This is a genomic window from Lichenibacterium dinghuense (assembly GCF_021730615.1).
GTDB classification, from domain to species: domain Bacteria; phylum Pseudomonadota; class Alphaproteobacteria; order Rhizobiales; family Beijerinckiaceae; genus Lichenihabitans; species Lichenihabitans dinghuensis.
The window spans coordinates 5272552-5294684 of the sequence record NZ_JAJLMN010000001.1 but is presented as its reverse complement, the minus strand read 5'-3'; the positions used below and the strand labels follow the sequence as shown (position 1 = coordinate 5294684).

At 71.1% G+C, this 22133-nt stretch carries 22 protein-coding genes; 7 read left to right on the top strand and 15 right to left on the bottom strand.

Translation table 11 applies throughout. The features are described 5' to 3' along the window. Positions 1–2 precede the first annotated feature (2 nt). Positions 3–1364 carry a hypothetical protein gene (locus L7N97_RS25435; protein WP_237481156.1) on the bottom strand — a complete coding sequence of 454 codons (1362 nt, stop codon included), beginning with the start codon at positions 1362–1364 and terminating at the stop codon, positions 3–5. A 51-nt stretch (positions 1365–1415) separates the two neighbouring features. Between L7N97_RS25435 and L7N97_RS25430 the strand changes: the two genes are divergently transcribed. Next, positions 1416–1976, top strand: coding sequence for a hypothetical protein (locus L7N97_RS25430; protein ID WP_237481155.1), 561 nt, complete (start codon positions 1416–1418; stop codon positions 1974–1976). A gap of 100 nt (positions 1977–2076) precedes the next feature. Here the strand turns inward: L7N97_RS25430 and L7N97_RS25425 are convergent, their stop codons facing one another. Both L7N97_RS25425 and L7N97_RS25420 read right to left on the bottom strand, forming a co-directional pair. Further along, positions 2077–2439, bottom strand: coding sequence for a phospholipase A2 family protein (locus L7N97_RS25425; protein ID WP_237481153.1), 363 nt, complete (start codon positions 2437–2439; stop codon positions 2077–2079). 59 nt (positions 2440–2498) lie between these two features. After that, positions 2499–2981 carry a MaoC family dehydratase gene (locus tag L7N97_RS25420; RefSeq protein WP_237481151.1) on the bottom strand — a complete coding sequence of 161 codons (483 nt, stop codon included), beginning with the start codon at positions 2979–2981 and terminating at the stop codon, positions 2499–2501. A 106-nt stretch (positions 2982–3087) separates the two neighbouring features. Here L7N97_RS25420 and L7N97_RS25415 point away from each other — a divergent pair, with 106 nt between their 5' ends. Next, the gene (locus tag L7N97_RS25415) at positions 3088–3684 is read left to right on the top strand and encodes a nitroreductase family protein (RefSeq protein ID WP_237481149.1); all 597 of its coding nucleotides are present in this window, start codon (positions 3088–3090) and stop codon (positions 3682–3684) included. On the opposite strand, the gene dapE is transcribed toward L7N97_RS25415, so the two are convergent. From dapE to dapD, 3 genes are read right to left on the bottom strand one after another with little or no spacing between them, the layout of a single operon-like run. Next, on the bottom strand, positions 3674–4831 hold the full coding sequence (gene dapE / locus L7N97_RS25410; RefSeq protein ID WP_237481147.1) for a succinyl-diaminopimelate desuccinylase: 1158 nt from the start codon (positions 4829–4831) through the stop codon (positions 3674–3676). The two genes, L7N97_RS25415 and dapE, sit on opposite strands and share 11 nt — an antisense overlap. After that, the gene (locus tag L7N97_RS25405) at positions 4831–5316 is read right to left on the bottom strand and encodes a DUF805 domain-containing protein (RefSeq protein ID WP_237481145.1); all 486 of its coding nucleotides are present in this window, start codon (positions 5314–5316) and stop codon (positions 4831–4833) included. The genes dapE and L7N97_RS25405 overlap by 1 nt, the downstream gene beginning before the upstream one ends. A gap of 7 nt (positions 5317–5323) precedes the next feature. Further along, positions 5324–6193, bottom strand: a complete 870-nt coding sequence (gene dapD / locus L7N97_RS25400; RefSeq protein WP_237481143.1) for a 2,3,4,5-tetrahydropyridine-2,6-dicarboxylate N-succinyltransferase — start codon at positions 6191–6193, stop codon at positions 5324–5326. 230 nt (positions 6194–6423) lie between these two features. Between dapD and L7N97_RS25395 the strand changes: the two genes are divergently transcribed. After that, on the top strand, positions 6424–6648 hold the full coding sequence (locus tag L7N97_RS25395) for a hypothetical protein (RefSeq protein WP_237481142.1): 225 nt from the start codon (positions 6424–6426) through the stop codon (positions 6646–6648). A 71-nt stretch (positions 6649–6719) separates the two neighbouring features. On the opposite strand, the gene L7N97_RS25390 is transcribed toward L7N97_RS25395, so the two are convergent. The 8 genes from L7N97_RS25390 to L7N97_RS25355 form a co-directional block, all read right to left on the bottom strand. Next, the gene (locus L7N97_RS25390; protein ID WP_237481140.1) at positions 6720–7175 is read right to left on the bottom strand and encodes a PTS sugar transporter subunit IIA; all 456 of its coding nucleotides are present in this window, start codon (positions 7173–7175) and stop codon (positions 6720–6722) included. Positions 7176–7216: 41 nt separating this feature from the next. Next, a complete protein-coding gene (locus tag L7N97_RS25385; protein WP_237481138.1) occupies positions 7217–7921 on the bottom strand; it encodes a response regulator in 705 nt (234 codons plus the stop codon). 29 nt (positions 7922–7950) lie between these two features. After that, a complete protein-coding gene (locus L7N97_RS25380) occupies positions 7951–10704 on the bottom strand; it encodes a sensor histidine kinase (protein ID WP_237481137.1) in 2754 nt (917 codons plus the stop codon). Positions 10705–10779: 75 nt separating this feature from the next. Then, on the bottom strand, positions 10780–11385 hold the full coding sequence (locus L7N97_RS25375) for a K(+)-transporting ATPase subunit C (RefSeq protein ID WP_237481136.1): 606 nt from the start codon (positions 11383–11385) through the stop codon (positions 10780–10782). A gap of 15 nt (positions 11386–11400) precedes the next feature. Continuing rightward, positions 11401–13509 carry a potassium-transporting ATPase subunit KdpB gene (gene kdpB, locus L7N97_RS25370; protein WP_237481134.1) on the bottom strand — a complete coding sequence of 703 codons (2109 nt, stop codon included), beginning with the start codon at positions 13507–13509 and terminating at the stop codon, positions 11401–11403. Between the two features lie 111 nt (positions 13510–13620). Next, complete coding sequence (gene kdpA, locus L7N97_RS25365; protein ID WP_237481132.1) at positions 13621–15336, bottom strand: potassium-transporting ATPase subunit KdpA; 1716 nt, start codon at positions 15334–15336, stop codon at positions 13621–13623. Between the two features lie 13 nt (positions 15337–15349). Next, positions 15350–15439 (bottom strand): K(+)-transporting ATPase subunit F, encoded by a 90-nt coding sequence (locus tag L7N97_RS25360; RefSeq protein WP_237481131.1) that lies wholly within the window; start codon positions 15437–15439, stop codon positions 15350–15352. Between the two features lie 9 nt (positions 15440–15448). Further along, positions 15449–15649, bottom strand: coding sequence for a hypothetical protein (locus L7N97_RS25355; protein WP_237481129.1), 201 nt, complete (start codon positions 15647–15649; stop codon positions 15449–15451). Positions 15650–15888: 239 nt separating this feature from the next. On the opposite strand from L7N97_RS25355, the gene ligA reads away from it, so the two are divergent. The 4 genes from ligA to L7N97_RS25335 all read left to right on the top strand — a co-directional run bounded on the left by ligA (position 15889) and on the right by L7N97_RS25335 (position 21243). Then, positions 15889–18057 (top strand): NAD-dependent DNA ligase LigA, encoded by a 2169-nt coding sequence (gene ligA / locus L7N97_RS25350; RefSeq protein ID WP_237481128.1) that lies wholly within the window; start codon positions 15889–15891, stop codon positions 18055–18057. A 178-nt stretch (positions 18058–18235) separates the two neighbouring features. Then, positions 18236–18892, top strand: coding sequence for a hypothetical protein (locus L7N97_RS25345; protein ID WP_237481127.1), 657 nt, complete (start codon positions 18236–18238; stop codon positions 18890–18892). Between the two features lie 206 nt (positions 18893–19098). Beyond that, entirely contained in the window at positions 19099–20574 is a 1476-nt protein-coding gene (locus L7N97_RS25340; RefSeq protein ID WP_237481124.1) for a carbohydrate porin, read from the top strand. Between the two features lie 171 nt (positions 20575–20745). Continuing rightward, complete coding sequence (locus L7N97_RS25335) at positions 20746–21243, top strand: DUF892 family protein (RefSeq protein ID WP_237481121.1); 498 nt, start codon at positions 20746–20748, stop codon at positions 21241–21243. 24 nt (positions 21244–21267) lie between these two features. Here the strand turns inward: L7N97_RS25335 and L7N97_RS25330 are convergent, their stop codons facing one another. Further along, complete coding sequence (locus L7N97_RS25330; RefSeq protein ID WP_237481119.1) at positions 21268–22041, bottom strand: DUF3891 family protein; 774 nt, start codon at positions 22039–22041, stop codon at positions 21268–21270. Positions 22042–22133: the final 92 nt, after the last annotated feature.

Here is a 22133-nt window from a genome sequence, read left to right as displayed (position 1 = left end):
GGTCAGGGCGTCGGAATCCACAGGGTCAAGAAGCTTATCGCCGCCGCCGTGGCGCGGCCGGCCCGACGTGCCAACAACGGACGCCGGCGAATGGGGAAACGTCGCCGTGAGGGTCGACCGACGGATGGCAGACGGCGGGCATCGTCGCCGAGGCTATAGCTGACCTGATTGAAGATCTGCCTGAGTCTCAAAGCGTGAGGGTTTGCGATCCGCATGCGGATGTTAGCCTCGATCGCCTGCAGAGGCGGATGAGGTGAATGATCGGAGGTGTATTTCGCCTGACGCGCATTCGCATAGTCTTCCGACGACCAGAGAATATCGCCGATCTGCCCCGTCAGCGTGTCGTCGCGACACCGCGGATCGAGGGCAACGCGCTCCAGGTCGAAGATGGTGCGGATGCCCAAATTCCAGAGCTGAAGCAAGGCCTGTGGGCCGACTGAGGAGCAAAGCTGTGCCTGCGCAACCCAATCCATGATCTCATAGACGCCATACGGCGTCTCAACGAACAGCATCAGTGGATTCGCGGTGGCGAGATTCTGGACGGAGTCGATGTGATAGTCGCTCAGCCGAGCGCGAATCTCAGCGTCGATACCGTCGATCACGTCGACTGGAATCGCTTTAAATTCGTTGTACAGAGTTGCATCGAATTTTTTGTAGCCGCGCAGGCGGGAGAGCCTCATAAGCTGGCGTATAGCCACCTCTGGGTAGTACCCGGCCGCAAAGGCCGTGACCAGCACCAACGGGAATAGGGCTGTGCCCGAGTCTCTGCCGAAGGCATCCGGTACCTTGAGGATCGAGAAGACAAGCAGTAAAGCGACCGCCGGTCCGAACGTCAAGTTGACGATGGCACCCACCAGCGAGAGCGGGCTCATGTCGAAGTTATTGACCGCCTGCTTGAAGGCCCGCATGGTGAACAACAGCCCACCGGCGAATGACGAGAGAACAACCCAGGCGAACAGCGGCAGTCGACCATCGTGCTCCAGCCAAGGCGAGATGCCACGGAAACTTACTTTGAATGCTGCGTGCAGTACGACGGTCAAACTGAAGGTGTTCATAGCAAACAGGAATAGGCACAGTGGAGCAATACCAACAATCCATTGAAAGATTTTGAAATCATGATCGACGCCCGATCGTGCCTGTCTTCTCTCGTCCGGGTTGTACTTATATTTCACAAATTCGAACGAAGGGATGGCTGCCACTCCATCCTGCCTGTCGAAGATCGTACTCAAGTCTTCGACGATCTTGCGCCTCTGGTGCTTCGTCGACTCGCGAACCCCGATGAAGATCACCGGTATGGCGATGGCGACGAGGGCAGAAGCGGCGAGGACGGCCTGAAACTGCAAAGTTCGAAGGAGCAAATGCATGATCGACACTTCATGCGATGGCCGGCGCTGACGCCGCACTGATGACAAGCGTTGGCGGAGATCCTGGAGCAATCGACGCTCAGGCGGCGCAGGAATGGACAGAGTTTCGATTCGCAGTCAAATACGGCATTCGGCTTAAATCAATCGAGACATTTGCACGCGTCCTGTTTCGAATCAAGACTTCCGCGCCAAGGCCTGACGGTCCTGCGCTTGACGGGACTGCAGGTGGCCCAAGGAGGGCTGGCGATCCGGCCCGCTCCCAGCCGATTCAAACCGCCGACGCGTCCGTTTCGTCCCGCCGCGCGTTGCGATGCCGTCGAACAGGAGGAGCGCGTGATGGCCGATCTGGTGTGGGACTCGCCCGCGGTGGTGCGGTGGAGCCCGGAGATGTCGAGCGAGCAGGTCGGCAACGCCGGCAAGGACGCCGAGACGAGGGATTTTCCGGACCTGCGCTCCGCTCTGAACTTCGTCATCGAGGAGTTGGAAGCGACGCCGCGCATGAACGTCGGCGTCTACCCCGAACGCGGCAGCGCGCTGATCAACCTCGCCTATATCGAACAGGCCTACCGCTCCCATCCGATGCCGGACGGCGAGCCGGGCGGGGCAGCCTGACACGACGCCCGGCCGATCGTGAGGCCGCGGCGCCGCTTCACGGGCCCGGGCGGCGCCGGGATCCGCGTCCCGAGGGCATCCAGCGGGCCCCGTCTCACCATCACTGGCAGGGGAGCGCCCGGGCGCCGCGGGCGGTAAAGTCCGCGGCTTCGCGCTCCTGAGCGGGTGCGCTCGCGTCGGCCGCCACGGCGGCGGCCTCCTCAGCCAGGCGGGCGTTGCAGCCGCAGGACGGAATCTTGAAATCCTTCACGCAGGCGTCGTGGCGCATGCAGGCCGCGTCCAGGGCGTCGACGGGGGCGGGATGCACGCCCTTGTTGCCCGGGCCGCAATAGTTGCCGTGGTAGACGAGCGCGCCGTGCATCAGCGGGGCGACAGGATCCTGCGGCGTGGGGAGGACCTGCGCGAGGGCGGGCGTCGCGCCGAGCAGCGCGCAGACGACGAAAGCTGAGGACGTGAAGCGCATGGTCGGGTCAAACCCCTGTGGACGTAACCTCGAAAATGCGGCCCTGGCTGAGCGGTTCCTCAGCCGGCAGGCCCCCGCCGGGGCACGATCAGGCGGGCCTTCAAGGTCTGCACCACCTCCCCGCGCTGGTTGCGCGTCTCGCTCAGCAGCGTGACGGAGCCGCGCTCGGGTTTGAAGCGGGACGGCGTCACCTCCTGAACCACGCTGAACACCTGCAGCACGTCGCCCGGCCGGGTCGGCCGCGGCCAGGCGATCTCGCCGCCGGCGCCGATCAGCCCGCCCGCGAAGGGCGCGCCGCCGCCGACCAGCAGCCGCATGGTGATCGACGCCGTATGCCAGCCGCTCGCCGCGAGGCCGCCGAACAGCGTGTCCCGCGCGGCCTCGGCGTCGAGGTGGAAGCGTTGAGGGTCGAACTGGGCCGCGAAGGCGACGATCTGCGCCTCGTCGAGGGCGTGGGTGCCGCTCTCGAAGCGCTGGCCGACGCTGAGATCGTCGAGGGTCAGCCCGCCCGAGGCCGAAGCCGCCCTGCCGTCGCCCGCCATCGTCCGCTCTCCCCGCCGCCGCGCCGGCCCAGCTTGCGAAACGGCGCGAAGGACGGCAAGTGCGGGCGGAAGCCGGCGGCGCGCCGGCGATCGTCGAGGCCCCGCCATGAGCACCCTGTCCCCCCGCCAGCCCGAGCATCCGATCGAGCCCGTGTTCCTCGACAGATGGTCGCCCCGCGCCTTCGCGGCCGACGCGATATCGGAGGAGGACCTGCTCGGCCTTCTCGAAGCGGCGCGCTGGGCACCTTCGGCCTACAACTCGCAGCCGGCGCGCTTCGTCTACGGGCGCCGCGGCACGCCGGCGTTCGACAAGCTGCTCGACCTCCTGGTGCCGGCCAACCAGAGCTGGGCCAAGGACGCCGCGGCGCTGGTCTTCGTCGCATCGAACTCGCTGATGCGGCCGCCGGGGCAGGACAAGGACGTGCCGTCGCGCTCCCACACGTTCGACGCGGGCGCGGCCTGGATGAGCTTCGCCATCCAGGCGCAGATGCGCGGCTGGTACACCCACGGCATGGTCGGCGTCGATTTCGAGCGCGCCTTCGCGGAGCTCGACGTCCCGCAGGGCTATCGCCTCGAATGCGCCATCGCGCTCGGGCGCATCGGCGACCCCGGCTCGTTGCCCGAGAAGCTCCAGGCGCGCGAGATGCCGAGCGGGCGCAGGCCGCTTGCCGAGATCGCGCTGGAAGGCGGCTTCAAGCGCTGAGGAAGCCCGCGATCACCCGGCCGTAGACGCGTTCGAGCGCCGCGACGTCCGCGACGCTCACGCGCTCGTCGACCATGTGCATGGTCTGACCGACGAGCCCGAACTCCACCACCGGGCAGTCGCGGACGATGAAGCGCGCGTCCGACGTCCCGCCCGTGGTGGACAGCGCCGGCTTCACCCCCGTCTCGGCCTCGACGGCCGCGGCCACCAGGGCCGTGAAGGCGCCGGGCGCGGTGAGGAACGCCAGGGCGTTGCAGGGCGCGAAGGCGAGGCGGTGCGGGCCGACCGCGGCCGTGCCGACGCGGGCGCGGATCTCGTCCGACAGCGACTCGGGCGTCCACAGATCGTTGAAGCGCACGTTGAAGCGGGCGCGGCACGACGCCGGGATGACGTTGGCCGACGGGTTGCCGGTGTCGACCGTCACGATCTCAAGGTTCGAGGGGTCGAAATGCGCCGTGCCGGCATCGAGCGGCGCGGACGTCAGCGCCGCGAGCGCCCGCATCAGCCGCGGGATCGGGTTGTCGGCGAGGTGCGGATAGGCGACGTGGCCCTGGCGGCCCTCGACCGTGATCTCGCCCGTCAGCGAGCCGCGGCGGCCGTTCTTGATCATCTCGCCCATGCGGCCCGGGTTCGTCGGCTCGCCCAGCACGCAGGCGTCGAAACGCTCGCCCCGCTCCCGCGCCCAGTCGAGCAGCTTGGCGGTGCCGTTGACGGCCGGCCCTTCCTCGTCGCCGGTGATCAGAAACGAGACCGACCCGCCTGCGGCGGCCCCGCCGCGGGCTGCCCAGGCCAGAGCCGCCGCGACGGCCGCCGCCACCCCGCCCTTCATGTCGCAGGCGCCGCGGCCCCACACCATGCCGTCCGCGACGTCGCCCGAGAAGGGCGCGTGCGTCCAGGCTGCGGCGTCGCCGGGCGGCACCACGTCGACGTGCCCGGCGAAGACGAGGTGCGGCGCGCCCGTGCCGATGCGGGCGTAGAGGTTCTCGACGTCCGGCGTGCCGGGCTCCGAGAAGGTGACGCGGTGCACTGCGAAGCCGGCGGGCTCCAGCAGACCCTGGATCATGTCGAGCGCCCCGCCCGCGGCCGGTGTGACGGAGGGGCAGCGCAGCAGCGCCTGTAGGACGTCGAGGGCGGAGGGCGTCGTCATCACGGCAGCACCCTCCGGTTCCGCGGCTCGGTCGGCCCGACGCCGAGGTCGACGACGTTCCAGGCCACCACGATCAGCAGCGCCACCTCGGCGACGCGGCCGGCCCAGTCGGGGACGTCGCCGAAGCTCTGCGGGATGAACCACACCAGCGCGCCGGTGAGGAAGGCGGCGAGCGGCAGAACCGCGGCCCAGCGGCCCGCGCGACCGCGGTCGCGGAAGCGCTTGGCCGACACGTTGTAGGAGCAGACCGCGGCCAGGATCAGGCCAAAGGCGTAGAGCGCGAGGTAGAGGTAGGCCCCCACGGTCGCGCCGTCGATGAAGGGCTGGCTGCGGAGGTCGTGAACCGCGTAGGGCCGCACGGCGAGCCACCCCGCCGTCGCGAGCCCGACCAGGACGGCGAGCGGCAGCGTCGCCCGCCACCACAGGGCACGGTCGATGCGGCCGCGATCCTCGCGGTACAGGAAGCGGAAGCCCGCGTCGGCCAAGGCGGGATCAGTCGCGCAGGAGGTCGTTGATGGCGGTCTTTGAGCGCGTCTGCGCGTCAACGGTCTTGACGATCACGGCGCAGTAGAGCGAGGGGCCGGGCGTGCCGTCCGGGAACGGCTTGCCCGGCAGGTTGCCCGACACCACCACCGAATAGGGCGGCACGTAGCCCACGTGGACCTTCCCGGTGGCGCGGTCGACGATCTTGGTCGAGGCCGAGATGAAGACGCCCATCGACAGGACCGAGCCCTGGCCGACCACCACGCCCTCGACCACTTCCGAGCGCGCGCCGATGAAGCAGTCGTCCTCGATGATGGTGGGGTTGGCCTGCAGCGGCTCCAGCACGCCGCCGATGCCGACGCCGCCCGACAGGTGCACGTTCCTGCCGATCTGCGCGCAGGAGCCGACCGTGACCCAGGTGTCCACCATCGTGCCGGCCCCCACCGAAGCGCCGAGGTTGACGAAGGACGGCATCAGGATGGCGCCCGGCGCGATATAGGCCGAGCGCCGCACGACGCAGTTCGGCACGGCGCGGAAGCCGGCGGCGCGCCACTGGTTCTCGCCCCAGCCCTCGAACTTCGAGGGCACCTTGTCGTACCAGGAGGAGCCGGCCGGGCCGCCGGAGACGGGCGCCATGTCGTTCAGGCGGAACGACAGCAGCACGGCCTTCTTCAGCCACTGGTGCACGGTCCAGCTGTTGGGGCCTGTGGCGCCCTCGGTCTTGGTGGCGACGCGCAGTTCGCCCGAGTCGAGCAGCGACAGGGCGCGGTCGACGGCGTCGCGCACCTCGCCGCTCGTGCCCGGGGTGATGGACGCCCGGTCCTCGAAGGCGCGCTCGATGATGGCCTGGAGCGCCGCCGTGTCCGCCGCTGTGCTCATGGTGCCGCCCGTGTCCCTCTTCCGTGCCGAGAATGCCCGCCCCCATTCGAGCGCGCGGGCGTCGATGTCAACCGCGCTGCCGGCCTCGCCGAAGTCCGCCAGCGGGGGAGAAAACCCACGAGATCCTTATGCCGGACGGCCCGGCCCCGTCTCGCTCCTTGACGCGGCAGCCGGCATCTTGGCGGGGCGGCCGAGGACGGGCCGCGCTGACGCAATCCATGTTGGATTCCATGCAAGTCGATCGACGGATCTCCTCCAAGGGCCAGAGCGACGGCGTCGCCTTTCTCGTCGGACAGGACGGGGAAGGCCACTGGCTCGCGGTGGAGATCCACGGCCTCGGCGGCGGCATCTTCACGAGCCGCGACAAGGCCCTGCGCTACGCCCGCGACGAGAGCCACGGCCTGCCGGGCGCGGTGCGCTTCGCCGACGGGCCCGTGCGCCTGTTCGCGGCCTGAGCCGGGAGGGCGCGACGCCGACGGCCGGCGATCGCCTCCTGCCAGTCAGCCTCAGCGCCGTCGGGGCAGGGTCATCCCCAACCGTCGCGGGCCAGCACGGCGAAGAGCTGATCCGCGGCTCGGACCCGCCGCAGCTCCGCCCGGACCTCCTCGTCGCGGAGCTTGCGCGCCACGAGCGCCAGGGCGTTGAGGTGCTCCGCCTGCGCCGGAGCGGGCAGCAGCAGCAGGAACACCAGATCGACCCTCTCCCCGTCGACCGCGTCGAAGTCCACGGCGGGGCGCAGGCGCGCGAAAAGCCCGCGCGGGCGCGCCACCGTCGGCAGCCGGGCGTGCGGGATGGCGATCCCGGAACCCATTCCGGTGGAGCCGAGCGCTTCGCGCGCGCCGAGCGCCTCGGCGAGGACGGCCGGCTCGACCGCGGCCCAGGCGGCGGCGCGGCGCGCCAGCTCGTCGATCAGGCGGCGCTTGTCCGCCACCCGCAGGTCGAGGAGGACGTCCCCCGGCGCGAGCATGTCGGCGATGGTCATCGGAGTCCTCGAAGGGGGATGGACTTCGGCGGCGCTCGGGCTCATCGCCGCGCCTCCGCCTCATCCGGCGCCCGCAGGCGATAGCCCACGCCGGTCTCCGTGAGGATGTAGCGGGGCCGCTCCGGCTCGGGCTCCAGCTTCTGCCGGAGCTGCCTGACGTAGACCCGGAGATATTGCGAGTCGCTCGCGTTGCCCCACACCTCGCGCAGGATGTGGGCATGGGTCAGCACCTTGCCGGCGTGGAGCACCATCAGGCGCAGCACCTCGTATTCCTTGGGCGACAGCTTGACCTCCTGGTCGGCCATCCTGACGTGCCGGCGCACGAGGTCGACCGACAGGTCGTCGACGCGGAACACGGGCCGCTCCCCCTGCACGGCCAGCCGGTGGCGCAGGGCCGCGCGCAGGCGCGCCAGGAGCTCATTCATGCCGAACGGCTTGGTGACGTAGTCGTCGGCGCCGAGGTCGAAGGCCTGCACCTTGCCGGTCTCGTCGTCGCGGCTCGACAGGACCACCACGGGCAGCGCGTCGTCGCGCTCGCGGATCAGGCGGAGCAGGTCGTGGCCCTTCATGTCGGGCAGCCCGAGGTCGAGGATGACGAGGTCGACCTTCTCGCGCCCGACCGCCTCGAGGGCCGCGCGGCCGTCGGCGGCCTCGATCACGTGGTAGCCCTGCGTCGACAGGCCGGTGCGCAGCAGCTTCCGGATGGGCGGCTCGTCGTCGATGACGAGGATGCGGACGGACGACATCGGGGGGACGATCCTGTTGGGGCCGCGCGTCACGCGGCCGCGCCGGCGCGCCGGGCGCGGGCCGGCGCCTCGAACGAGAGGGTGAAGGCCGCGCCGCGGCGGTCCGTGCGGTTCGAGGCCGCGAGGGTGCCGCCCATCGCCTCCACGAAGCCGCGGGCGATCGCGAGGCCGAGGCCGGTGCCGGCCCGCACGCGGTCGCCCTTCCGGGCGCGGTAGAACTTGTCGAAGATCCGCTCGACGTCCCCCTCCGGTATGCCATCGCCCTCGTCCAGCACCTGGACGTGCACGCGCCGGCCCTCGCCCCATGTCTGAACGCGGATCGCCGTGCCCTCGGGGGCGTATTTGGCGGCGTTGTCGAGCAGGTTGAACAGCGCCTGTTCGAACAGCACGGCATCGACGTCGAGCGGCGGCAGGTCGGGGGCGACCTCGACGTCGACGCGGTGGGCGGTGAGGATCTTGCCCGCCCGCCGGAGCGCGGTGCCGACGATCTCGCCCGCGTCGTGCTCGCCGAGGTTCGGCGCGACCGCGCCGGCTTCGAGCCGCGTCATGTCGAGCAGGTTGGCGATGAAGCGGTTCAGGCGCTCCGCCTCGTCGATCACGGTGGCGAGCAGCTCGGCCTTGGCGTCCGCGTCGAGCGCGTCGTCGAGGTCGCGCAGCGTGCTGGCCGCGCCGAGCACGGAGGCCAGGGGCGTCCTCAGGTCGTGCGAGATGGAGGTGAGCAGCGCCTGTCGCAGGCGATCGGTCTCGGTGAGCAGCTTGGCGCGGTCGAGGTCCTCGACGAGCCGCACGCGCTCGACCGCGAGCCCGCCCTGGTCGCTGAGCGCGTCGAGCAGGCGCCGCCGCTCCGGCGTGAGCAGCGGGCCGGGCGCGTCGCCGTCGATGCCGACGACGCCGATGCAGCCGCGCCCCGTGTGCATGGGCAGGAACAGCCGCCTGGCTCCGGGCAGCGTGTCGGCGCCGCGGCCGGCCGGCCTGTCGTTGTCGAAGCACCAGGTGGCGGCGCCGAGGTCGGCCTCGTCGATCTGGTCCTCGGGCGGGTAGCCGGCGCGGAGCGCGAGCCCGCCGGCCTCGGGCAGCAGGATCACGACGCGCACCTTCAGCATGGAGGCGATCTGGAACACCGTGGCCCAGAGCACGTCGTCGAGGTTTCCGCAGCTCGCGAGCTTGCGGCTGAAGCCGTAGAGGGCCTCGGTGGAGCGGGCGCGCCCGCGGGCGATGACGGCCTCGGAGCGGGTCCGCGCCGCGAGGTTCGACACCAGCACGGCCACGACGGTGAAGAAGAACAGCGCCGCGATGTTGCTCGGGTCGGCGATGGTGAAAGTGTAGATCGGCGGCAGAAAGAAGAAGTTGTAGCAGAGCGAGCCCGCCACCACGGCCGCCAGCGACGGGAACAGGCCGTAGCGCACCGCGACCACCACGACGGCGGTGATGAACACCACCTCCACGGTCTGCACGGCGAAGAAGCGCTGCACGACCTCCGAGATGCCGAGCGCCACGGCCACCGCCACCGCCGCGGCGACGAAGGGGCGGGCGTCGAACGATCGCCGCTCGGCGGCGGCGCCGACCGTCTTCTTCGGCACCGGCGCGCCGTCCGCGGCGGCGTCGCCGGCGATGACGTGCACGCTGATGTTGCCGGACCGCCGCACGAGGTCCTGGACCACGGAGCCGTGCAGGAGCTCGAACAGCTTCGAGCGCTCGGACTTGCCCGTGACGATGTGGGTGACGTTGTTGTCGCGCGCGTAGGCGATGACGTCGTCGGCGACGCGCCCGCCCGCGGCCGGCACCGTGACGGCCTCGCCGCCGAGCCGGTCGGCCAGGCGCAGCGTGTCGGCCACGCGGTCGCGCTCGACATCGGTGAGCTGGAGGCTGCGCCGCCCCTCGACGGCCAGCGCGACCCAGGGCGCGCGCAGGCGGTCGGCCAGGCGCTTGGCGTAGCGCACGAGGCCGGCGCAGCGCGGGTCCTCGCTGATGCAGACCACGACGCGCTCGCCCGCCGCCCAGGGCCCAGCGATGGCGTGGGCCTGCATGTGGTTCAGGAGCTGGTCGTCGACGCTCTGCGCGGTGCGGCGCAGCGCCAGCTCGCGCAGTGCCGTGAGGTTGCCCGCGGTGAAGAAGCTGTTCAGGGCGCGTGCGGCGTGCTCCGGCCGATAGATCTTGCCCTCGCGCAGCCGGCGCAGCAGGTCGCCGGGCGCGATGTCGATGACTTCGATGTCGTCGGCCATGTCGAGCACGGAATCGGGCACGGTCTCGCGCACGCGCACGCGGGTGATCTGCGCGACGACGTCGTTGAGGCTCTCGACGTGCTGGATGTTCAGCGTCGAATAGACGTCGATGCCGGCGGCGAGCAGTTCCTCCACGTCCTGGTGGCGCTTGGGGTGGCGGCTGCCGGGCGCGTTGGTGTGGGCGAGCTCGTCGACCAGCGCCACCGCCGGGCGGCGGGCGATCAGCGCGTCGAGGTCCATCTCGTCGAGGCTGCCGCCCTTGTAGTCGATCAGGCGGCGCGGGATCAGCTCCAGCCCCTCGACCAGCGCCTGGGTTTCGGCGCGTCCGTGGGTCTCGATCACGCCGGCGACGACGTCGAGGCCCTCGCGCAGGCGGGCGCGGGCGGCCGTGAGCATCTCGTATGTCTTGCCCACGCCCGGCGCCGCGCCGAGGAAGATCTTGAGCCGGCCGCGGCGGGCATCCCCGTGCCCGTCCGCCCGCCGCGCCTCGGCCAGGAGGGCGTCGGGCGACGGACGCCTGTCGCGGTCGGAGCGCGACGATCGGTTCAAGGCGGCGGCCATGGTGCTCCTTCGCGCCCGGGCCGGCGCGCGTGGCGTCGGCCCGGGCGGCATCGGTTCAGCGTGCTCCGGGGACGATCACTTCCGGCCGGCGCTGTCGAGCGCCATGTTGAGCGCGAGCACGTTGACGCGGGGCCCCCCGAAGATCCCGAGCGCCGGCCCCCGGACGGATTGCCGGACGATCTCCGCCACCCGGTCGACGGGCAGGTCTCGGGCCCTGGCGACGCGCGGCACCTGGAAGGCCGCGGCCTCGGGCGAGATGTCCGGGTCGAGGCCGGACCCCGAGGTGGTGACGAGGTCTGCGGGGATGGACGCGTCCGGGTTCTCGGCCCTCAGCCTGTCGACGTCTCCCCCCACGCGGTCGATCAGGGCCTTGTTGGTCGGGCCGAGGTTGGAGCCGCCCGAGTTGTCGGCCGCGTAGGGCACCGGCACGGTCTTGGTCGGGTCCTTGGGGTCGGGCTCCGTCGTGGCGGAGGGGCGCCCGTGGAAGTAGCGGGCATCGGTGAAGCTCTGCCCGATCAGGGCCGAGCCGACGACGACGCCGTCTCTCCGGACGAGGCTTCCCCCCGCCTGATCGGGGAAGGCGAGCTGCGCCAGCCCCGTGATGGCGAAAGGATAGGCGAGGCCGGTGATCGCCGTCAGGGCGACGAGGAGCACCAGGGCGGGGCGGATCTGCTTGAGCATGGAAGGCACCCTGGGTCAGGCGAGGTGGAGGGCGGAGACGGCGAGGTCGATCGCCTTGATGCCGATGAAGGGCACGACGATGCCGCCGAGGCCGTAGACGAGCAGGTTGCGCGACAGGAGCGCGCCGGCGCCGATGGCCCGGAACTTCACGCCGCGCAGGGCCAGCGGGATCAGCGCGATGATGACCAGCGCGTTGAAGATGATGGCCGACAGGATCGCGCTCTGCGGCGAGGCGAGGTGCATGACGTTGAGGGCGCCGAGCTGCGGGTAGAAGGCCAGGAACATCGCCGGGATGATGGCGAAGTACTTGGCGACGTCGTTGGCGATCGAGAAGGTGGTGAGCGCGCCGCGCGTCATCAGCAGCTGCTTGCCGATCTCCACGATCTCGATGAGCTTGGTCGGATCGCTGTCGAGGTCCACCATGTTGCCGGCCTCGCGGGCCGCCACCGTGCCGGTGTTCATGGCCACGCCGACGTCGGCCTGGGCCAGGGCGGGCGCGTCGTTGGTGCCGTCGCCGCACATGGCGACGAGCTTGCCCTTCGCCTGCTCGGAGCGGATCAGCCCGAGCTTGTCCTCCGGCGTCGCCTGGGCGAGAAAGTCGTCGACGCCCGCCTCGGCCGCGATCGCGGCGGCCGTCATCGGGTTGTCGCCCGTGATCATCACGGTGCGGATGCCCATGCGGCGCAGCTCGCCGAAGCGCTCGCGGATGCCGCCCTTGACGATGTCCTTCAGGTAGATGACGCCGAGCAGCCGTCCGTCGCGGGCCACGGCCAGCGGGGTGCCGCCCGCCTTGGCGACCTCGTCCGCGATGGCGCGGATCTCCGTCACGCCGTCGGCGGCGGCGGGCTTCAGGGCCAGCGCGGCCCCGCCCCGCGCGGCCGGCACCGGCCCGGACCCCACCGAGGCGAGGATCGACTCGACCGCGCCCTTGCGGATCGCGCTGCCCTCCATGTCGACGCCGCTCATGCGCGACTGCGCCGTGAAGGGCACGAAGGTGGCGTTCATGCTCGCCATGTCGCGGGCGCGGATGCCGTAGCGCTCCTTGGCCAGCACCACGATGGAGCGGCCTTCCGGCGTCTCGTCGGCCAGGGAGGCGATCTGTGCCGCGTCGGCGAGCTCGGCCTCGGAGACGCCGCGCACGGGGCGGAACTCGGTCGCCTGGCGGTTGCCGAGCGTGATCGTCCCGGTCTTGTCGAGCAGCAGCGTGTCGACGTCGCCCGCCGCCTCCACGGCGCGGCCCGACATGGCGAGAACGTTGAAGCGCACGAGCCGGTCCATGCCCGCGATGCCGATGGCGGAGAGCAGCGCGCCGATCGTGGTGGGGATCAGCGTCACGAAGAGCGCGACCAGCACGATCATCGAGATCGAGCCGCCCGCGTAGGCCGCGAAGGACGGGATCGAGGCCACGGCGAAGACGAAGATGATCGTGAGGCCGGCCAGCAGGATGTTGAGCGCGATCTCGTTCGGCGTCTTCTGGCGCTCCGCGCCTTCGACGAGCGAGATCATGCGGTCGATGAAGGTCGAGCCGGCCGCGGCGGTGATGCGGACGCGGATCCAGTCGGACAGGACCTGCGTGCCGCCCGTCACGGCCGAGCGGTCGCCGCCCGACTCGCGGATGACGGGCGCGGACTCGCCCGTGATGGCGGCCTCGTTGACCGAGGCCACGCCCTCGATGACCTCGCCGTCGGACGGGATGATGTCGCCCGCCTCGACCAGCACGACGTCGCCGACCTTGAGGCCGGCGCCCGGCCGCACCTCGTAGAGCCCACGCGGGCCGCCCACCGCGGCGCCCGCCCCGGTCAGCAGCTTGGCCTGCGTCTCCGTGCGGGTGCGGCGCAGGCTCTCGGCCTGAGCCTTGCCGCGCCCCTCCGCCGTCGCCTCGGCGAAGTTGGCGAAGAGCAGGGTGAACCACAGCCAGAGCACGATCTGGAAGGAGAAGCCGAGGTCGGGGCCGCCCGTGACGGCGTCGCGGACCAGCAGCACCGTGGTCAGCGCCGCAACGACCTCCAGCACGAACATGACGGGGTTCTTGATCTGAAGCCTCGGGTCGAGCTTCTTGAAGGCACCGCCGACCGCCGGCCCGAGGATGCGGGCGTCGAGGATGCTGGACTGCGTCTTGGCCATCGATGTGGCTCCGGGAAGCGGAAGATGCGGGAGAATGGGAGGGTGCGGCCCCGAGGGCCGCGGGCCGGCCGGGCGCGCACGGCGCCCGGCCGGCCTCTGCGTCGGTCGAGGTCAGGGCGCGGAGGCGAAGGTCTGCCCGGCCGCGCCGGCGAAATGCTCGACCACCGGCCCGAGCGCGAGCGCCGGGAAGAAGGTCAGGCCGCCGATGATCAGGATCACCCCGACCAGCAGTCCCACGAACAGCCCGCCGTGGGTCGGCAGGGTGCCGCCCGAGGGCGGCACGCGCTTCTTGCTCGCCAGGGACCCGGCGATGGCCAGCGCCGGGATGTGGACGAAGAAGCGGCCGAACAGCATCGCGATGCCGAGCGTCGCGTTGAAGAACAGCGTGTTGGCGGACAGGCCCGCGAAGGCCGAGCCGTTGTTGGCCGCGGCCGAGGTGTAGGCGTAGAGGATCTCGGAGAAGCCGTGCGGGCCGGGATTGTTGGTGCCGGCCACCGCCGACGGCAGCACGACCGCCAGCGCGGTGAAGCCCAGCATCACCAGCGGCAGGATCAGGATGCCGAGCATGGCCATCTTGACCTCGCGGGCCTCGATCTTCTTGCCGAGGTATTCCGGCGTGCGCCCGACCATCAGGCCGGCCACGAAGATGGCGATGATGACGAAGATCAGCATGCCGTAGAGGCCGGCGCCGACGCCGCCGATCACGACCTCGCCGAGCTGCATGTTGACGAGCGGAACCATGCCGCCGAGCGCCGTCAGCGAATCGTGCATGGCGTTGACGGCGCCGCAGGAGGCCGCCGTGGTGACGGCCGCGAACAGCGCCGAGGCCGCGATGCCGAAGCGGACCTCCTTGCCCTCCATGTTGCCGCCGGCGACCCCGAGGGCATGCACGAGCGGGTTGCCGGCGGCCTCGGCGGCGTAGAGCACCGCGACCCCGGCCACGAAGAGCACGCCCATGGCGCCCAGGATGGCCCAGCCCTGGCGCTGGTCGCCCACCATGCGGCCGAAGACGTTGGTGAGGCCGACACCGATCGCGAAGATCGAGAGCATCTGCACGAAGTTGCACACCGCCGTCGGGTCCTCGAAGGGGTGAGCCGCGTTGGCGTTGAAGAAGCCGCCGCCGTTGGTGCCGAGCATCTTGATGGCGACCTGGCTCGCCACCGGCCCGAGCGCGATGGTCTGCTTGGCGCCTTCCAGCGTGGTGGCGTCGACGTAGGCGCCGAGCGTCTGCGGCACGCCGGTCCACACGAGGTAGAGCGCGTAGGGCACGCAGATCGGCAGCAGCACGTAGAGAGTGCAGCGGGTCAGGTCGACCCAGAAGGAGCCCACGGTGCGCGAGGACGCGCGGGCGAAGCCGCGGATCAGCGCCACCGCCAGCGCGATCCCGGTCGCGGCCGACAGGAAGTTCTGGTGCGTCAGGCCCAGCATCTGGGTCAGGTAGGACAGCGTGGTCTCGCCGCCGTAGCTCTGCCAGTTGGTGTTGGTGATGAAGCTGACGGAGGTGTTGAAGGCGAGGTCCGGCGCGACCGCGCCCTGACCGGCCGGGTTGAAGGGCAGCGCGCCCTGGACCCGCAGCAGGACGTAGAGGATCAGGAACCCGCCGACGTGGAGGAACACCATGGAGACGAGGTAGGCGACCCAGCCCTGTTCCTGATCCTCGTCGATGCCCGCCACCCGGTAGAGAGCGCGCTCGACCGGGCGCAGGACGGGCGACAGGAAGGTGCGCTCGCCCGTGAAGACGAGCGTCATGTAGGAGCCGAGCAGCGGCGTGATCGCGACGATGACCGCGCAGAACAGCGCGATCTGCAGCCAACCGATGGACGTCATGGGGGGATAGCTTTCAGAACCGCTCGGGGCGGACGAGGGCGTAGGTGAGGTAGATCAGGAGGCCGACCGTCACGATCCCTCCCAGGATGTAGTCGAACAACATGTCGCCTCCTCAGAGACGTTCGCAGATGAAAGTATAGGAGATGGAGATCGCGAAGAACGCGAGTCCACCGAAGACGAACACGGCATCCATCATCTCTCGTCCATCCACTGACGGCCGTGCCGGAAGCGTCATCTTCCGCGATGCAGGCGCGCTGAAGTGTTGCGGACCGTCGACGACGGGCCGCGCCGACGGAGATCGCAGGATCGCCATATGATTTCGAGAGAGGCGCGGAGGGCGCCGTATAAAGATCCCATAGGGATCGGAGCGCGGAGCCGACGCCCGGCGCGGTCGCGATGGGTGCGGCCTGCACGGCAGCCTCCCCATCATCGGGAGATCGACGGTGAGGGTCGGGGTAAGATCCTGCCGCCGGCGGGACCCCCCGTTAACCGCATCCTGTCCGCGGTGTCGCAGGATCGACCCGTCCGACCCTTCGCGCGTTGCCCGCTGCCATGACCGACACAGATCCCGCCCTCCCCGCGACCCTGCGCCAGGCGCGGCCCGAGCACACCCGCATCGCGGCCGAGGTCGCGGCGCACGACCTCGCCTACCACCAGAACGACGCCCCGACCGTGTCGGACGCGGACTACGACGCGCTGAAGCGGCGCCTCGTCGCGCTCGAAGCCGCCTTCCCGAAGCTCGCGACTCCCGCGAGCCCGGCTGCGAAGGTCGGCGCCAAGCCCTCCGAGAAGTTCGGGTCGATCCGCCACGCCGTGCCGATGCTGTCGCTCGGCAACGTCTTCGCCGACGAGGACGTGGCGGAGTTCGACGCGCGCGTGCGCCGCTTCCTCGGCCTCGCGGCAGACGCGCCCCTCGCGATCACGGCCGAGCCGAAGATCGACGGCCTGTCCTGCTCGCTGCGCTACGAGCACGGCCGCCTCGTGCAGGCCGCCACCCGCGGCGACGGCTTCGAGGGCGAGGACGTCACCGCCAACGTCCGCACCGTGGCGGCCATCCCCGAGGAGCTCGCCGGCGATGGCGTGCCGGAGCTCCTTGAGGTGCGCGGCGAGGTGTTCATGGAGAAGCCCGACTTCGCGGCGCTGAACGGGCGCGTGGTCGAGGCGGGCCGCGCGCCCTTCGCCAACCCGCGCAACGCCGCGGCCGGGTCGCTGCGCCAGCTCGACCCGGCCGTGACGGCGCAGCGGCCGCTCAAGTTCTTCGCCTATGCCTGGGGCGAACATTCCGCCCTGCCCGCGACGACGCAGAGCGGCACGATCGAGGCCTTCGGCCGCTTCGGCCTGCCCACCAATCCGCTCACCATCCTGTGCCGCTCGGCGGAAGACCTGCTCGCGCATTACCGCGCCATCGAACTGCAGAGGGCGGCGCTGCCCTACGACATCGACGGCGTGGTCTACAAGGTCGACGACCTGCGCTACCAGGAGCGGCTCGGCTTCGTGTCGCGGGCGCCGCGCTGGGCCGTGGCGCACAAGTTCCCGGCCGAGCGCGCCACCACCACGCTGCTCGCCATCGACGTCCAGGTCGGCCGCACCGGCTCATTGACGCCGGTCGCCAAGCTCGCGCCCGTGACGGTGGGCGGCGTCGTGGTCGAGAATGCGACGCTGCACAACGAGGACGAGATCGCCCGCAAGGACGTCCGCATCGGCGACACGGTGCGGGTTCAGCGGGCCGGCGACGTGATCCCGCAGATCGTCGAGGTCGTGGCCGAGCTGCGGCCCGCGGGCGCGGAGCCGTTCCGCTTCCCGCACACCTGCCCGGCCTGCGGCTCGGCCGCGGTGCGCGGCGTCGACGAGAAGACCGGCGAGGCCGATGTCGTGCGCCGCTGCACGGGCGGCATCCACTGCCCCGCCCAGGCGGTGGAGCGGCTGCGCCACTTCGTGTCGCGCAACGCCTTCGACATCGAGGGCCTCGGCGAGAAGCAGATCGCGCTGTTCCACGCCGAGGGCCTGATCCGCACCCCGTCCGACATCTTCAAGCTGGAGGAGCGCGACAAGGCCGGGCTGAAGCGCCTCGCCAACCGCGAGGGCTTCGGCGACGTGTCGGTGCGCAACCTGTTCGCCGCCATCGCGGCGCGGCGCACCGTGCCGCTGAACCGCTTCCTGTTCGCGCTCGGCATCCGCCGCATCGGGGAAACCAACGCGAAGCGCCTCGCGCGGCACTTCGGCACGCCGGTCGCGGTGGCGGCCGCCGGCACGGCGGCGGCGGACCCTGCGTCGGAGGCCTGGTCGGAGCTGCGCGCCATCGACGGCTTCGGCGACGCGGCCGCCGAGACCCTGGCCGAGTTCTTCGCCGACGCCGACAACCGGGCGGAATGGGACAGCCTGCTCGCCGAGGTGACGGCGGAGCCCATGGCGGCCGCCGCGGCCGCGAGCGCGGTCTCGGGCAAGGTCATCGTCTTCACGGGCTCGCTGGAGCGCATGACGCGCGACGAGGCCAAGGCTCGCGCCGAGGCGCTGGGCGCCAAGGTGTCGGGCTCCGTGTCCAAGAAGACCGACATCGTCGTGGTGGGCCCCGGCGCGGGTTCCAAGGAGAAGAAGGCGCGCGAACTCGGGCTCCACGTCGTCAGCGAGGACGAGTGGCTGGCCCTCGCGGAGGGCCGGACGGTGCAGTCGACCGAGCCGGCCGGGGAAGTCGATGCGGCCCCGGCGGCGGCGACAGATTGAGGACTTACTCACACATACTTTCGTAAGCACACCCATACTGCCGCGATCGCCGGTGTTCCAGCGAAGTGAACACGAGATGAACAGATCAGTGTTGAGCATGCCGCAGGGCTGTTCTGCGGAACTTCGCCGGGAGAGGCCGCATTCGAGAACCGACGGCGCATCTCCAGGACGACAGCACATGATCTCGATGTCATTCGGTTCCTACAAGGGGACCTTCAAGACGGCGGCGGTGGCCGGGCTCGCGGCCCTGTCGCTGGGCGCCATGGTGGCGGCGACGACCGAGAGCGCGCAGGCCCGGGGCTTCGGCGGCGGCGGGTTCGGCCGGGGCGGGTTCGGCGGCAACGTGTTCCGCCCAGGCGGCTTCCGCGGCGGGTTCGGCGGGTTCCGGGGCGGCTACGGCGGGTTCGGCCGCGGTCGGTTCGGCTACGGCGGTCTCGGCTACCGTGGCTTCGGCTATCGCGGTTTCGGCTATCGCGGTTTCGGCTATCGCGGTTTCGGTTACCGCCGGTTCGGCTACGGCGTGCCGCTCGGCATCGGTCTGGGCCTCGGTTACGGGCTCGGCTACGGCTACGGCGGGTATGGCGGTTACGGTGGCTATGGCTACGGTGACGGCGGCTACGGTGATGCCGGCTACAACGGCTATGGCTACGGCGCCGGCTATGGCCAGGGATACGGCTACGGCCAGGGCGACGGGCTCGGAGTCGAGGACGGATACCGCTCCGTCGGCTACGCGCCCGGCTACGGATACGGCTATCGCCGCCACTACCGCCGCGGCCTCTACAATTGCGGCCCCTACGCGCATCACACCCACCTCGAGCGGAAAGCCTGCCGCTGAGGCGCGTGCCGACGAGACGATGAAGGCGGCCTCCGGGCCGCCTTCGCCGTTTTCGGGCCGGCCGCGAGGCGTCGGGGCGTGGGCGGCGCGCCACAGGAGGCGGCCGATGCGGCGCGGAGGGATCGATCTTCTTCCTCCCGTCGCGGAGGCTCGCTAGGCGTCGTCGGCCCGTGCCCGCCGTGGTGCGCCACCCGAGACCCCGACGCATGCGGCTCGCCTGCCCGACCGTCCTGTTCCCCCTCGCCCTGGCCTGCCTGTGGTCCACGGCCCCGGCCGCTGCCCAGACCGCCGCGCCTTCCCCGGCACCCGCGGCGCCGACCGGTGCGGGCGACCAGCCCGACCTCGGCGGAACGCCGCAGACCTCCGACCAGACCGCGGCGCAGGGCACGCCGGAGCAGGGCAACCCGTCGATCCAGTCCTCGCTCGGCCCCTACGGCGACCCCGGCGGCCTCCGCGCCTCCCTGGAGCAGTGCGGCGTCACCTACAGCCTCGTCTTTATCGGCGAGACGCTCGGCAACCCGGCCGGCGGCATCCGCCAGGGCGTGATCGGCGAGGGGCGGCTCGACCTGCAGGTCAACGTCGACCTCGCGAAGGCCGCCGGCCTCGACGGCGCGACGCTGCACGCCAACGGCTACAAGATCTTCGGCGACGGGCTGAGCCGCAGCGAACTGCTGAACCTGTCGCTCGTCAGCGGCATCGAGGCCCTGCCCTCGACCCGCCTCTACGAGGCCTGGTTCGAGCAGGCCATGCTCGACGGCCGCGCGGCCCTGAAGCTCGGCCAGATCGGCGCCGACACCGAGTTCCTGGTCAGCCAATACGCCGGACTGTTCATCAATTCGACCTACGGCTGGCCCAACATCACGGGCTACGACCTGCCGAGCGGCGGCCCCGCCTACCCCCTGGCGACGCCGGGCATCCGCCTGAAGCTCGCGCCGGACAAGAGTTGGACGCTGCTCGCGGCGGTGTTCGACGGCGATCCCGCCGGCGCGGCCCGCTTCGGCGCGACGGCCGAGCCGCAGAGGCTCGACCGTTACGGGACGGACTTCCGGGTGACGGACCCGCCCTTCGTGATCGCGGAGGCCACCTACAGCTACGGCGACAAGGACGGCAAGCTGCTGCCCGGCATCGCCAAGCTCGGCGGTTGGGAGAGCTTCGAGAGCTTCGCGGCCACGATCCCGACCGCGGCCGGTTTCACCCTGGGGTCGGGCAACGGCCGCCTGCACGGCAACGACGGCATCTACGGCATGGTGGACCAGATGGTCTACCGCGTGCCGGGCACGGACGACGGCGCGGTCGGCGTCTTCGCGCGGCTGTCCGGTTCGCCGGGCGACCGCAACCTGATCTCGTTTTACGCCGACGCGGGCGTGACCGGGAAGGGTCTCGTGCCGGGGCGGCCGGACGACACGGCGGGCCTGTCCTTCGCCTACACGGACATCTCGCCCGCGGCGCGGCGCACCGACGAGGCGGAGCGGGCCGCGCTCGGCGCCTTCTATCCCATCCGCTCGAACGAGACGCTGTTCGAGGCCACCTACCAGTATCAGGTCGTGCCGGGCTTCACGCTCCAGCCCGACGCCCAATACGTGGTGCGCCCGGGCGGAGGCGTCCCGGACCCCTACAGCGCGACTCCCAGACCGATCCGGAACGCGGCCGTGTTCGGGCTGCGGGCGACCGTGCAATATTAGGGACGGGGCCGTATTTCGGCGGCGACACGCTGCCCCGCCGGGCGGCGTGCGCGCGGGGCGTCCCGGCCCGGCCCGCGTGCGCCGGAAGGACGCAGGCCGAACAAAGGGGCCGAGCGTGAGCTTGAAGGGCGGACCGGACGACACGGATCCGGACCGACTTCGGAAGGCACCATGAGCGACGCCAACAAGGCCAAGGAGATCTACCTCACCGGCCTGCGCAACCAGCATGCGGTCGAGACCCAGGCGATCGGCACCATCCAGAACCAGCTCCCCCGCATGAAGCCCTATCCGGACCTCTACGCGAAGATGGAGCAGGACCATCGGCGCTCGACCGAGCAGGCGGCGCGCCTCGACGACCTCCTGGCCAAGCACGGCTCGTCCAAGTCCGCCGCCAAGGAGGCCGTGACCGGCGCGGTCGCCACGGTGGCGGGCTTCATCCATTCCGCCGCGGGCGACGAGGTGCTGAAGGACGTCCTCGCCGCGGTCGGCTACAAGGCCTACGAGATCGGCTCCTACAAGGTGCTGATCACGCTCGCCGAGGCCGCCGGCGCATCGGACGACAAGTCGGTGCTGGAAACCTCAATGAAGGAGGAACAGGAGATCGGCGACTGGCTCGGCGAGCACATCCCGGCCTTCGTGAAGGCCTACGTGGGCCAGGCCTCCGCATGACCGGCCGGCGACCCGTCCCGGAGATCATCCCGGGACGAGGACCGCCGACAGCGTGACGGCGGGAGCGTCCCGCAGACCGCGCCGCAGGGCGTCGTCGGACGGGAAGGGCGCAGTGAGCGCCTTCCCGTCCGCCGCCACCGCGAGCCGCCGCGCCGCGAAGGGCCAGGGCGCGACCGCCACGGCGTCTCCCGCCGGCGCCACGGTCAGCGTCGCGGTGCGGCCGGAGCGCGAGGGCACCTCGCAGACGTCGCGCGGCCCGTCGAGGCCCCAGCAGAGCACCAGCGACAGCTCGTCCACCGCCGCCACGAACAGGCGGGCCGCCTCGACGGCCTCGTCGGACGCGTCTCCGGCCGCGGGATCGGCGCGCAGCGAGGCGATGAGCTCCGCCTGGAGGGCGTGCTGGTCGTCGAGCAGGGCCGACACGGCCTCGCGCTCCTCGGCGGAGGCGACGCGCGGATCGTAGTGGCGGGAATAGATCGTGTCGGCGTGGAGCGACACGAGCAGGGCCGGCCATCGCCCGTACAGCCGCGCCGTCGCGACGCCGTCGCGCCACAGCCCGACGTGGATCAGCTTCGACACGTCCGGAAACTGCCGCGGCCAGCCGGTCTCGGGGTCGCGCGTCGGCGCCCGCTCCCAGGCCGCCCAGCCGATGTCGTGGAGCGCCGCCGCCAACACGGCCTCGGGGCGCGGCGCCGCGAACTCCGCGTTGCCCCAGGCCGCGGCGAGCTGGCCGGACAGCCCGGCATGGGCCGGCTGCGGGATGGCGATGCGGCGGTGGGCTTCGCGGCGCAGCAGCATGGGACACCTCCGGCGCGGTCGCACGGTCAACGGGCCGCGAAGGCGGGCCGTTCCCCGCGGAACCCGCGGCCCCCCCGCCCATTGTCGGGCGG

Coding starts and splice junctions, on each gene's coding strand:
- L7N97_RS25390 (WP_237481140.1), bottom strand. CDS start 7,175: ATGACCATCGCCGACATGCTCGCGCCGGGGGACGTCCTCCTCGACCTG.
- L7N97_RS25395 (WP_237481142.1), top strand. CDS start 6,424: ATGCAAGTCGATCGACGGATCTCCTCCAAGGGCCAGAGCGACGGCGTC.
- L7N97_RS25380 (WP_237481137.1), bottom strand. CDS start 10,704: ATGGCCGCCGCCTTGAACCGATCGTCGCGCTCCGACCGCGACAGGCGT.
- dapE (WP_237481147.1), bottom strand. CDS start 4,831: ATGACGACGCCCTCCGCCCTCGACGTCCTACAGGCGCTGCTGCGCTGC.
- L7N97_RS25375 (WP_237481136.1), bottom strand. CDS start 11,385: ATGCTCAAGCAGATCCGCCCCGCCCTGGTGCTCCTCGTCGCCCTGACG.
- L7N97_RS25425 (WP_237481153.1), bottom strand. CDS start 2,439: ATGCGCTTCACGTCCTCAGCTTTCGTCGTCTGCGCGCTGCTCGGCGCG.
- L7N97_RS25360 (WP_237481131.1), bottom strand. CDS start 15,439: ATGTTGTTCGACTACATCCTGGGAGGGATCGTGACGGTCGGCCTCCTG.
- ligA (WP_237481128.1), top strand. CDS start 15,889: ATGACCGACACAGATCCCGCCCTCCCCGCGACCCTGCGCCAGGCGCGG.
- L7N97_RS25335 (WP_237481121.1), top strand. CDS start 20,746: ATGAGCGACGCCAACAAGGCCAAGGAGATCTACCTCACCGGCCTGCGC.
- L7N97_RS25385 (WP_237481138.1), bottom strand. CDS start 7,921: ATGTCGTCCGTCCGCATCCTCGTCATCGACGACGAGCCGCCCATCCGG.
- L7N97_RS25415 (WP_237481149.1), top strand. CDS start 3,088: ATGAGCACCCTGTCCCCCCGCCAGCCCGAGCATCCGATCGAGCCCGTG.
- L7N97_RS25355 (WP_237481129.1), bottom strand. CDS start 15,649: ATGGCGATCCTGCGATCTCCGTCGGCGCGGCCCGTCGTCGACGGTCCG.
- L7N97_RS25435 (WP_237481156.1), bottom strand. CDS start 1,364: ATGCATTTGCTCCTTCGAACTTTGCAGTTTCAGGCCGTCCTCGCCGCT.
- L7N97_RS25420 (WP_237481151.1), bottom strand. CDS start 2,981: ATGGCGGGCGACGGCAGGGCGGCTTCGGCCTCGGGCGGGCTGACCCTC.
- L7N97_RS25345 (WP_237481127.1), top strand. CDS start 18,236: ATGATCTCGATGTCATTCGGTTCCTACAAGGGGACCTTCAAGACGGCG.
- dapD (WP_237481143.1), bottom strand. CDS start 6,193: ATGAGCACAGCGGCGGACACGGCGGCGCTCCAGGCCATCATCGAGCGC.
- kdpA (WP_237481132.1), bottom strand. CDS start 15,336: ATGACGTCCATCGGTTGGCTGCAGATCGCGCTGTTCTGCGCGGTCATC.
- L7N97_RS25340 (WP_237481124.1), top strand. CDS start 19,099: ATGCGGCTCGCCTGCCCGACCGTCCTGTTCCCCCTCGCCCTGGCCTGC.
- kdpB (WP_237481134.1), bottom strand. CDS start 13,509: ATGGCCAAGACGCAGTCCAGCATCCTCGACGCCCGCATCCTCGGGCCG.
- L7N97_RS25330 (WP_237481119.1), bottom strand. CDS start 22,041: ATGCTGCTGCGCCGCGAAGCCCACCGCCGCATCGCCATCCCGCAGCCG.